The following is an 11914-nucleotide window of genomic DNA, read 5'->3' on the forward strand; positions in this document are numbered from 1 at the left end:
CCTCAGCGCTTGATGTTGGTGGTTTCCTGCAGCATCTCGTCCACGGTCTGGATGACCTTGGCGTTCGAGGTATAGGCGCGCTGGGTCTGGATCAGCTCGGTCAGTTCCGAGGCCACATCGGTGGTCGATTCCTCGCGGGCGTAGTTCACGATGTCCCCGGTCGGCCCGTCGCCCGCATCCCACAGGAAGTACGACCCGCTTTCGTTCGAAATGGCGTAGGACTGGTTGTCCAGCGCGATCAGCCCGTTGGGATTTGGCATGTCCACCAGCGGGATCTGATAGACGGTGCGCGAAATCCCGATGTCATACAGCGCGTTGACCATGCCGTTGGCGTCGATGTCGATCTCGATGATGTTGCCCACGGGCGAGCCATCCTTGGTGATCGCCACCGGTGCGAAACTGTCGGAAAGCTGGGTGATGCCGTCAGGGTTGTTCAGCTGGCCGATGTTGATGTCCAGCGGCCCGCTGGCCACATTCACCGAGACCTCGCCTGTGGCCGGGTTGTAGGCCCCGCCCGAGATCGCTGTGACCGAAGCCAGGGTGCCACCACCGGTCCGGGTGTCGTGGAAGGTCATCTGGTATTCGCCGATCACCGCCCCGTTCGACCCGGTGTCGCGCAATTCCAGCGTCCAGGTGTTGGTGGCCACGGTCGAGCCCGCCGCCGGCACCACCGGCGTGAAGGTCACGTTCAGGTTTTCCGAGGTGCCGAGGTTGTCGAAATACTCCACCGACAGGATCTCGGTATCGCCCGCCGCGCCGGGCTTGGTCGAGGTCGCGGGCAGGTTCACGCCCAGCGTCATCCGCGTTGTCGGCTCTCCGGCGAACTGGTTGATGTTGATCTGCACCGGCTCCAGCCCGTCGACGGTGTCGCGCGGATAGTTGGGGATGGTGCCATCGGCCAGCGCCGGCCAGCCCATCAGCACCTGCCCGGTCTGGCTTTTCAGATAGCCTTCCTCGTCGGTGCGGAAGGAGCCGGTGGTCTGCAGCATCATCGGCAGATCGCCGTTGGAGACATTGACCGACGCCGCGTCGGTGACCGGGAAGAAGCCGCGCCCGCGCACCGCGATATCGGTGGAATTGCTGGTGCCGATCAGCGCCCCACGTTCGTCCACCAGCCGCTGATGCGTCATCCGCACCCCGCCCGCCGAATAGGCGTTGTCGGAACTGCCGATCACCATCGAATGGAAATCCGCCACCGACCGCTTGTAGCCATAGGTCCCGGCATTGGCGATATTGTCCGAGATCACGGCCAGCTTGCTGGCATTGGCCGACAGGCCCATGACCCCGGCATTCAAAGAAGAGGAAATCGTCACGCCTGTGCCTTTCTGCGTCAGAAACTGGTCTTCGGCACCAGCCTTAGGGCCGCAGGGCTAATTCAGGCTTAACAGATCAAGTTTGAGTCATTTACCATGGGAGCAATTGATTTTCACCCGGACCACGTCAGGGGACTGCATTGCACCGAAAGAAATTTGACCTGCTGGTCGCCATGGGCTGGAAACGCCCGCTGGAATTTGCCGCGTCGCGACGGTTCGTCGGCCTTGCCGGAAATATCGCAGTCGTGATCGTCGCGCTGATCCTGCTGCTGCTCTTGGCGCACTTCGTGTTCCTGCTTACGGACTTCAGTCGCGATGAGAATATCCGCGATGTCGGCCTGGCATTGGCGGCGGTGATCGGTTTTCCGGTCATCGTCTGGCGGGCGGTGGTTCACCAGCGGCAGGCCGATATCGCGCAGGAGAACCTGACTACTGACCTGATCAACAAGGCGGTGGAGGGGCTGGGGGCTGAAAAGACCGTCAAGCGGGGCGGGGATGAGGTGACAGAACCCAACCTCGAAGTCCGCATCGGCGCGATCTACCAGTTAGAGCGCATCGCCCGCATCCAAGCACATCTGGGCACCGAACAGGGCGCGGCCGACCATATCCGCATCATGAAGATCCTCTGCGCCTATGTGCGCGAAAATTCAAACGCGCAACCACCGTCGGAGTCGGAGCTGGGACCGTGGCCAGAGTTTCCGTCGGCACCGAAACAATCCGATCTACGTGAACGTGTAAAATGGCGTTCAGAACGCGCAGAAGCACTGAAGAACTGGATTTCAACTCTGCCAAAACCTCGCACGGATATTCAGACAGCGCTGGAAGTGCTTGGCTCCCGCGACGAGGTGCAGTTTCAGGTGGAACGGGCCGATGTGCGTCCGGGCCAAGAGGACGGCTATCGCCTCGACCTGCGCGGGGCCAACCTTCAGGCGGCACAACTGGCGCATCAGGACTTTCGCATGGCGGATTTCACTAGCGCCCGGATGGAAGGGGCGATCCTCATCGAGGCGCGGCTGGAGGGGGTAGTCCTCCGAGAAACTAAATTGCAAGGAGCCGTCCTTAGCGCCGCGTACCTAAATGGGCTTGATTTTGACACTGTTCATTTGGAAGGAGCGGACCTCCGCAAGGCTCGAATGAAACGAGCGGTCCTCCGAGGAATTCGGATGCAGAGTGCATTACTTAATGAGGCACGATTACAGGAAACAGACTTCGATTCTGCAAATTTGGAGGGGACGGTCTTCAGCAATGCCAAAATGCAAGGCGCAATGTTCAGTAGTTCGCGGATGGAGGCAACGGCCCTCATAGACGCGAAAGCGCAGGGAGCGGAATTCCAGTCCACGCGACTGCAAGGAGCCAACCTCAGTGGGGCGCAGTTTAAGGGGGCTGACCTTAGTGGTGCAGGATTAGACGGAGCGGACCTTAGCGCAACACAAATGCAGGGCACCGATCTCCGTTGGACACAGTTAACAGGGGCCAAACTTTGTAAGGTACAGATGGAGGGCGCAGACTTCTGCGGGGCACGTTTAGAACGGGTAGACCTTCGCTGGGCAGATCTCAGATCGGTAAACTGGACTGATTCAGTGATTATTGGAATCGCGGCTCATTCTACAGATTTTCGTGGGGGTCTTGGCCTTGATCAATCCCGCTTGATGTCGCTGATCGGCAATGCCGCCACCTTGCTGCCGGAAATGCCGGACGGGCGAGCAAAGCTGTTCGTGCCGTCCTGTTGGACCACTGATCCGCCGGGATCCGAGTCCCGAGCCGCAATCTACGCCAATCGAGGCCTTTCGAAGAAACGCATCCGCGACCCGGCCAATGGCTTTTTCTGCGCCCCCGGCACCGTGCCGATGAAAACCGGCACGCCGTGGCCCGTGGACCGCCCGCCGCCGTGGCAGCAGGCAGGGATGCCCGTCGAAGATTGGCTCGCCCTCCCCGAAAATCAACCGGTCGAACCGGTGGACCCGGACGCCGTCCCTGCCGCGTCCGAGTAGGCGTCAGTCTTCCTCGATCACCCGCAGGTGCAGGTCGCGCAGCTGCTCGTTCGTGGGCAGGCTGGGGGCGTCCATCATCAGGTCTTCGGCGCGCTGGTTCATCGGGAACATGATGACCTCGCGGATGTTCTGCTGGTCGGCCAGCAGCATCACGATGCGGTCGATGCCCGCCGCGCAGCCGCCGTGGGGGGGCGCGCCGTATTTGAACGCGGTGGCCAGACCGCCGAAGCGTTTCTCGACCTCGTCCTTGCCATAGCCGGCAATCTCGAAGGCGCGGAACATGATCTCGGGCTTGTGGTTCCGGATCGCGCCGGACACCAGCTCATAGCCGTTGCAGGCCAGATCGTACTGATAGCCCAGCACCTTGAGCGGATCGCCCTTCAGCGCCTCCATCCCGCCCTGCGGCATGGAAAAGGGGTTGTGTTCGAAATCGATCTCGCCGGTTTCCTCGTCCTTCTCGTAGATCGGGAAATCGACAATCCAGGCAAAGGCGAAGCGGCCCGTGTCGGTCAGGCCCAATTCGTCGCCGATGACGGTACGGGCGCGGCCGGCAACAGCCTCGAACGCCTTGGGCTTGCCACCTAGGAAGAAGGCCGCATCGCCGACCCCAAGCCCCAGTTGCTGGCGGATCGCCTCGGTGCGCTCGGGGCCGATGTTCTTGGCCAGCGGACCGGCAGCTTCAGGGTCGCCAATATCCGGAAAGAAAACACGCTGCATGCGTCCGGCTTCCAAACGATCCAACGCGTCACCGCTTTCGATCAAAGATCTAATTTTCTCAATTTTTTCAAGCTCGTCATCAGCGTTTAGCTGTTTCATTACACGGGCATGGGCCTCGAATTCCGCCGCATTAACGGATGCACTAGAAATCCACTTCTTTATCTCTTCACCGATTACATCTGCCCCGGTTCTTTGTCGCCAGAAGATATAGCCCATGCCGGGCAGCCCTTGTTCCTGCGCGAATTTGTTCATCCGGTCGCAGAACTTGCGGCTGCCGCCCTTGGGGGCCGGGATGGCGCGGATCTCGGTGCCGTCCTGCTCCAGCAGCTTGGCGAAGATGGCAAAGCCCGAGCCGGCGAAATGCTCGGACACGACCTGCATCTTGATCGGGTTGCGCAGATCGGGCTTGTCGGTGCCGTACCACAGCGCCGCATCGCGATAGCTGATCTGCGGCCAGTCCGCCGCCGCATCGACCTTGCGGCCGCCGCCGAATTCCTCGAACACCCCCGCGATCACCGGCGAGATGGTGTCGAACACATCCTGCTGGGTGACAAAGGACATCTCCATGTCTAGCTGGTAGAAATCGGTGGGCGAGCGGTCGGCGCGCGGGTCTTCATCGCGGAAACACGGCGCGATCTGGAAATACTTGTCGAAGCCCGACACCATGATCAGCTGCTTGAACAGCTGCGGCGCCTGCGGCAATGCATAGAAGCGGCCCGGATGAAGGCGGCTGGGCACCAGGAAATCGCGCGCGCCCTCGGGGCTGGATGCCGTGATGATCGGGGTCTGGAATTCGTTGAAGCCCTTGTCCCACATCCGCTTGCGCATCGAGGCGACCACGTTGGAGCGCAGCAGCATGTTGTCCTGCAGCTTCTCGCGGCGCAGGTCGAGGTAGCGGTACTTCAGCCGGGTTTCCTCGGGATACTCCTGGTCGCCAAAGACCATCAGCGGCAGCTCGTCGGCGGCACCCAGCACTTCCAGTTCGCGGACATAGACCTCGATCTCGCCGGTGGGCAGCTTGGGGTTGATCAGGCTCTCGTCGCGGGCCTTCACGGTGCCGTCGATGCGGATGCACCATTCGCTGCGGACCTTTTCAAGCTCGGCAAAGGCCGGACTGTCGCCGTCGCACAGGATCTGGGTCACGCCGTAATGGTCGCGCAGGTCGATGAACAGCACGCCGCCGTGGTCACGCACGCGGTGAACCCAGCCCGACAGGCGGACGGTCTGGCCCACGTGGCTCTTGTTCAGGTCGGCGCAGGTCTGGCTGCGATAGGCGTGCATGGCGGTTCCTCGGGCTGAATGGTCCGCGCCGATACACCGCGCGCAGGGCGCGAAGTCAAGGGCAGGCGGGCGGGTTCGGCCTGTCGCAGGGGCAAACGGGGCGGAAAACCGAAGGTCGGCGGGTCTATCCGGGGCGCAGCAGCCGCGCCGGGATCAATCCGCGCAGGGAATTGCCCATCTCGATCCGGGTGGCGCGCGCCAAATCCTTTGGCGTCAGCACCGCCTCGCGCGCCGTCCCCTGCGCCAGCATTTCGGCGCGCAACACCCCTGGAAGCAGCCCGCAGGCCAGCGGCGGGGTCAGGCGCACGCCGTCCAGCGTCACGAACAGGTTGGTGATGGCGCCTTCGCACATCTCGCCCCGCTCGTTGCACAGGATCACCTCATCCACACCTGCCGGCATCGCCGCGCGCGCTGCATCGTACAGATCGCGGCGGGTGGTCTTGTGGCGCAGCAGCGGATCGCCCGAGGGCAGGCGCACGTCCGACAGCGCCACCCGCCATTCCGGCGGGGTTGGCGGCAGCGGCACCGTGGTCAGGTCCAATGCCCCGTCCTGCGCCAAAGACAGGCGACAGCGCAGCGGCCCGTCCCCGGCGATCCCGGCCAGCCGCGCACTTGCGGCGGCGCGATCAAAGGCAAACCCCAGCACCGCGGCCGACCCCGCCAGACGGTCCAGATGCGCCGCCTGCCGCCGCACATCTTCGCCGGGCTCCCAGCGGAAGGTTTCGATCAGGTTCACGTCGAGTTCCGGGCGAAACGGGCTTTCCACAGGGCTTCCTCGTATTCCGACGCGGCGGTGCTGTCCCAGACCACGCCGCCGCCGACGTTCAGGGTGGCCTGCCCGTTTTCCACCATCAGGGTGCGGATGGCCACGTTGAACTCGGACCGCCCGTCCGGTGCGGCCCAGCCGATGGTACCGCAATAGATCTCGCGCGGTTCGGGTTCCAGATCGGCCAGAACCTCCATCGCGCGCAGCTTAGGGGCGCCGGTCACCGACCCGCAGGGAAACAGCGCCCGCAGGATTGCGCCCAGACCGCAGTCCGGCAACAGCTCCGCAGCCACCCGCGACACCATCTGGTGCACCGTGGCATAGGTTTCCACCGCGAACAGCTCGGGCACATGCACTGAACCGGGCCGCGACACCCGGCTGATGTCATTGCGCAAAAGGTCCACGATCATCAGGTTCTCGGCCAGGTTTTTCTCGTCGGCCATCAGGAAGGCCCGCGCCGCCGCATCGGCCCCCGGATCCGCGTGGCGCGGCTGGGTGCCCTTCATCGGTCTTGTCTCGATCCGCCCTTCGGCATCGGTGCGAAAGAACAACTCGGGCGAACGGCTGAGCAAGTCGGGCAGGCCCTCCTGCCGCACCAGCACACCATGGCCCACCGGCTGCGCAGCGGCCAGCGCGGCATAAAGCGCGCCGCTGTCGCCCTCTACCTCGGCCTGCATCGGGAAGGTCAGATTGGCCTGATACAGATCGCCGGCCCCGATCAGCCCGTGCAACCGGTCAAAGGCCGCCGCATAGCGGGCCGCGTCCCACGTCGGCACCAACCGGCCCAGCCGTGCGCCCGGCGTCAGCACCGGGGCGGCCTGCGGCCCGGCGAATACCCCGAAACACAGCAGCGGCAGGCGGCGATGCCCCGGCATCCGGGGCGCCAGCCGCGCCTCAAGCGCATAGCCCAGCTCATAACTGGCATAACCCGCCAGCCAGAACCCCGCCGCCCGCGCCGCATCCAGCGCCGCCAGGGCCGCTGGCACGGCTTCGGCCGTCGTTGCCAAGATCAGCCGGATCGGATCGGCAAACCCTGCCGCACCGCCCTCCGGCCCGTGATCGAAAATGATGTCTCGCACCCGGTTCCCCTGCCCCGCACGCCTTGGGCTATAGCGCCTGGTGGCCCCGCCCGACAACGGTCAAGCGACATCCATCTGCCTGATCCGGCCCTGCCGCCGTCGCTCCGGCGGCGGCTGCGTCCCCCCGCCCCGTGCGGCCCGCGCGCAGCCACACCCCTGCCGCACGGGAAAAACCGCACGCGTGCCCTTGCGCCGGGTCTGGCCTTGTCTATAACCCGCGAGGATTTGGGCGCAGCGGGGCGCCCGACTCGTGGGACATAAAGGGACACCGACATGCCGAAGAGAACCGATATCCAGTCGATCATGATCATCGGAGCGGGTCCCATCGTCATCGGACAGGCCTGCGAGTTCGACTATTCCGGCGCCCAGGCCTGCAAGGCCCTGCGCGAGGAAGGCTACCGGGTCATCCTGGTCAATTCCAACCCGGCGACGATCATGACCGATCCGGGGCTGGCCGATGCCACCTACATCGAGCCGATCACCCCCGAAACCGTCGCCAAGATCATCGAGAAGGAACGCCCCGACGCGCTGTTGCCCACCATGGGCGGCCAGACCGGGCTGAACACCTCGCTGGCGTTGGCCGACATGGGCGTGCTGCACAAGTACAACGTGGAACTGATCGGCGCCAACCGCGCCGCCATCGAGATGGCCGAGGATCGCAAGCTGTTCCGCGAAGCCATGGACCGGATCGGCCTTGAAAACCCGCGCGCCACCATCGCCAACACCATGGAAGAATGCATGGCGGCGCTGGAGGACATCGGCCTGCCCGCGATCATCCGCCCCGCCTTCACGTTGGGCGGCACCGGCGGCGGCGTGGCCTACAACCGCGAAGACTATGAATACTACTGCCGGACCGGGCTCGATGCCTCGCCCGTCACCCAGATCCTGATCGACGAGTCGCTTCTGGGCTGGAAGGAATTCGAGATGGAAGTGGTGCGCGACCGCGCCGACAACGCCATCATCGTCTGCGCCATCGAAAACGTCGATCCCATGGGTGTGCACACCGGCGACAGCATCACCGTCGCCCCGGCGCTGACCCTGACCGACAAGGAATACCAGATCATGCGCAACGGCTCCATCGCCGTGCTGCGCGAGATCGGGGTCGAGACCGGCGGCTCGAACGTGCAATGGGCGATCAACCCCGAAGACGGGCGCATGGTGGTGATCGAGATGAACCCGCGGGTGTCGCGGTCATCGGCGCTGGCCTCCAAGGCCACCGGCTTCCCCATCGCCAAGATCGCCGCCAAGCTCGCCGTGGGCTACACGCTGGACGAGTTGGACAACGACATCACCAAGGTGACGCCCGCCAGCTTCGAGCCGACCATCGACTATGTGGTCACCAAGATCCCGCGCTTTGCCTTCGAGAAGTTCCCCGGCTCGAAGCCGAATCTGACCACCGCCATGAAATCGGTGGGCGAGGCCATGGCCATCGGCCGCACCTTCCACGAATCGATGCAAAAGGCGCTGGCTTCGATGGAAACCGGGCTGACCGGCTTTGACGAGATCCATATCGAGGGCGTGCCCCCCGCCGACCGCATCACCACTGCCGACAGCAAGGATGATCCGGTGATTGCGCAGATCCTCGTGGGGGGGGACGCCGACGCCCAGATGGCCATCGACAAGGCCGTCACCCGCGCCCTGGCCGAACAGACCCCGGACCGCATCCGGGTCATCGCCCAGGCCATGCGCTTTGGCTTCTCGGACGACGAGATCCAGCAGATCACCGCCTTCGACCCGTGGTTCTTGGCCCGCATCCGCGAGATCATCGGCGCCGAGGCCACCCTGCGCCGCGACGGCCTGCCGGTCACCGAAGAGGGCCTGCGCCAGGTCAAGATGCTGGGCTTTTCCGACGCCCGCCTCGGCAAACTCACCGGCCGCGACGAGGACAACGTCCGCCGCGCTCGCCAGCATCTTGGCGTGCACGCGGTGTTCAAACGCATCGACACCTGCGCCGCCGAGTTCGAGGCCCAGACCCCCTATATGTACTCCACCTACGAAACCCCGGTCATGGGTGAGGTGGAATGCGAATCCCGCCCCACCGACGCCAGGAAGGTGGTCATCCTGGGTGGCGGTCCGAACCGGATCGGGCAGGGGATCGAGTTCGACTATTGCTGTTGCCACGCCTGTTTCGCGCTGACCGAGGCTGGCTATGAAACCATCATGGTCAACTGCAACCCCGAAACCGTCTCCACCGACTATGACACCTCGGACCGGCTGTATTTCGAACCGCTGACCTTCGAACACGTGATGGAAATCCTGCGGATCGAGCAGATGAAGGGCACCCTGCACGGGGTCATCGTGCAGTTCGGCGGCCAGACCCCGCTGAAACTGGCCAATGCGCTGGAAGAGGCGGGCATCCCGATCCTTGGCACCACGCCGGACGCCATTGACCTGGCCGAGGACCGCGAACGCTTCCAGGCGCTGGTCACCAAGCTGGGCCTCGCCCAGCCCAAGAACGGCATCGCCTCGACCGACGCGCAGGCGCTGGCCATCGCCGGGGACATCGGCTTTCCGCTGGTGATCCGCCCGTCCTATGTGCTGGGCGGCCGGGCGATGGAGATCGTGCGCGACATGGCGCAGCTGGAACGCTACATCGCCGAGGCCGTGGTGGTGTCGGGCGACAGCCCGGTGCTGCTCGACAGCTACCTCTCCGGTGCGGTGGAAATCGACGTCGATGCCCTGTGCGACGGCGAGACCGTGCATGTGGCCGGCATCATGCAGCACATCGAAGAGGCCGGCGTGCATTCGGGCGACAGCGCCTGCTCGCTGCCGCCCTATTCGCTGAGCGACGAGATCCTCGCAGAACTGCGCCGCCAGACCGAGGCGCTGGCCCTGGCCCTGAAAGTCGTCGGCCTGATGAACGTGCAATTCGCGGTCAAGGACGGCACCATCTACCTGATCGAGGTCAACCCCCGCGCCTCGCGCACCGTGCCCTTCGTGGCCAAGGCCGTCGGCAGTCCCATCGCCGCCATCGCTTCCCGCCTGATGGCGGGCGAGAAGTTGTCGGACTTCGACCTGAAGGAAATGCCGAATGACCGCTTCGCGGTGAAAGAGGCGGTGCTGCCCTTCGCCCGCTTCCCGGGTGTCGACACGCTGCTGGGGCCGGAAATGCGCTCCACCGGCGAGGTCATGGGCGCCGACCCCGACTTCCACACCGCCTTCCTGAAGGCGCAGCTTGGCGCCGGAACCATCCTGCCGGAAGGCGGCACCGTGTTCCTGTCGATCAAGGAGTCCGACAAGACCCCGCAGCTGATCGAGGCGGCACAGGCGCTGGTCGACACCGGCTTCGACATCCTCGCCACGCGCGGCACCACCGCCTTCCTGGCCGAGGCCGGCATCGACAGCCAGATCGTCAACAAGGTCTATGAAGGCCGCCCGAACATCGTGGACGTGATGAAGGACGGCAAGATCGCGCTGGTGATGAACACCACCGAGGGCGCGCAGGCGGTGGAAGACAGCCGCTCGATGCGCAACGTCGCCCTGATGGACCGCATCCCCTATTTCACCACGCTCGCCGCCAGCCACGCCGCCGCGCTGGCGATGAAGGCGCGCGGGGAAAAAGGCTTCGAGGTCCGGTCGCTGCAAGAGGCGTGAGTCCTACTACCCAAGATTGGAAAAGCCGCCCTTCGGGGCGGCCTTTTTTGTGAATGCTCTCACGTACGCTCTGGCAACCTCATATCTGCCCGGTCTCGCAGGCAGAAAAAAAGCCCATTCGTCTGAGACCCTCGGCAAGTTCGTTCTGATTCAACAGTACCGCACATGGTCAATTTTCCTGCCATCCCGAATCGCCATGTCGCAAAGAATGGAATGAGCCACAGCAACGACCGCTCACCGCGGTCAGGCCGGCGTCCGGCAGAAACACTCTGATGGCGGCTTTGGGTCCAAGTAACCGATGCTGCATCATGTATCGACGGCAGCTATGCGCAGGTGATTGCGAGCGTTTGGGCCCTATAGCTTTGGGGTAGCTTCAGGTTGGGAGCAGAAACCTATCTGAAGCTGCCCCTTAGATAGGATAGAGCATTTCCCCGCCTTTCCATTCGAAAGCCGAGTAGACCTCGAGTAGTGTGTTGCGCAGGACGTCGATAGTTTGCACTGACACGTCTATTGCACCGTAGTGGCCATCAGACATCGTCGTGCCAAATTTATTACCCTTCAAGCCCTTGTTTACGAGAACGGCACCTTCAATACCGATTTTGGATTTATCAACCTCCTTCAGATCTATTTTCCTTCCATAGTGCTCGCCCTTGGATCGGTCTTCGGCATGCTGAATTGAGTTGCGAATTCCTCGCAAATCGGGAAGAGAAACGCCAAAATTCTCGTGAATGTCATTTACAGTAGTTGGTGCGCCTGGGTCTTTCGCTATGTCCCCCAGAAATTTGTCAAACAAATCCAATGCGTGAATGAACGCCTTCGCAAAGATAAATGGAGGCATTCTCAGAAAGCTCGGAGGCAAAAATCCGCGCTCCCACATCTGGCGCCGAACTTTAGCATCCACAAGAAGTTTTCTTTTGTCGCATTCCGCTATAAATCCCTCATTCGATATTCCCTTTGCCATCATACCATCTGGAAACAATTTCGATTCTACTTCACGGGAAATTCTAACGCGAGCCTCAAACTCGTCCGCTTGGCTTTCCATAGCTTGCCTAGGGTCAGGACCCATTGATTTCCGTTTGCTGGCGTGATTCACGGCTCAAAAACGAGCGGTGAACATGTCTGATCTTTTCTGGCTGACTGACGTGCAAATGGCGCGTCTTGAGCCTTTCTTCC

At 63.0% G+C, this 11914-nt stretch carries 7 protein-coding genes; 2 read left to right on the top strand and 5 right to left on the bottom strand.

The features are described 5' to 3' along the window. Positions 1-2: 2 nt before the first annotated feature. Positions 3-1313 carry a flagellar hook protein FlgE gene (locus H8B03_RS02880; protein WP_193140064.1) on the bottom strand — a complete coding sequence of 437 codons (1311 nt, stop codon included), beginning with the start codon at positions 1311-1313 and terminating at the stop codon, positions 3-5. 140 nt (positions 1314-1453) lie between these two features. Between H8B03_RS02880 and H8B03_RS02885 the strand changes: the two genes are divergently transcribed. After that, on the top strand, positions 1454-3304 hold the full coding sequence (locus tag H8B03_RS02885; RefSeq protein WP_193140066.1) for a pentapeptide repeat-containing protein: 1851 nt from the start codon (positions 1454-1456) through the stop codon (positions 3302-3304). Positions 3305-3307: 3 nt separating this feature from the next. Here the strand turns inward: H8B03_RS02885 and aspS are convergent, their stop codons facing one another. From aspS to H8B03_RS02900, 3 genes are all read right to left on the bottom strand, one after another. Next, on the bottom strand, positions 3308-5302 hold the full coding sequence (aspS, locus tag H8B03_RS02890; RefSeq protein ID WP_193140068.1) for an aspartate--tRNA ligase: 1995 nt from the start codon (positions 5300-5302) through the stop codon (positions 3308-3310). Positions 5303-5426: 124 nt separating this feature from the next. Next, positions 5427-6068: an aminotransferase class IV family protein gene (locus tag H8B03_RS02895; RefSeq protein ID WP_193140070.1), complete on the bottom strand. Its 642-nt coding sequence runs from the start codon at positions 6066-6068 to the stop codon at positions 5427-5429. Further along, positions 6035-7147 (bottom strand): aminodeoxychorismate synthase component I, encoded by a 1113-nt coding sequence (locus tag H8B03_RS02900; RefSeq protein WP_193140072.1) that lies wholly within the window; start codon positions 7145-7147, stop codon positions 6035-6037. The genes H8B03_RS02895 and H8B03_RS02900 overlap by 34 nt, the downstream gene beginning before the upstream one ends. Before the next feature lie 273 nt (positions 7148-7420). On the opposite strand from H8B03_RS02900, the gene carB reads away from it, so the two are divergent. After that, complete coding sequence (gene carB / locus H8B03_RS02905) at positions 7421-10741, top strand: carbamoyl-phosphate synthase large subunit (protein ID WP_193140074.1); 3321 nt, start codon at positions 7421-7423, stop codon at positions 10739-10741. A 409-nt stretch (positions 10742-11150) separates the two neighbouring features. Here carB and H8B03_RS02910 read toward each other — a convergent pair whose 3' ends face one another. Next, positions 11151-11783, bottom strand: a complete 633-nt coding sequence (locus H8B03_RS02910; protein ID WP_193140076.1) for a hypothetical protein — start codon at positions 11781-11783, stop codon at positions 11151-11153. Positions 11784-11914 lie beyond the last annotated feature (131 nt).

Source organism: Meridianimarinicoccus sp. MJW13 (genome assembly GCF_014901205.1).
Lineage (GTDB): Bacteria > Pseudomonadota > Alphaproteobacteria > Rhodobacterales > Rhodobacteraceae > Meridianimarinicoccus.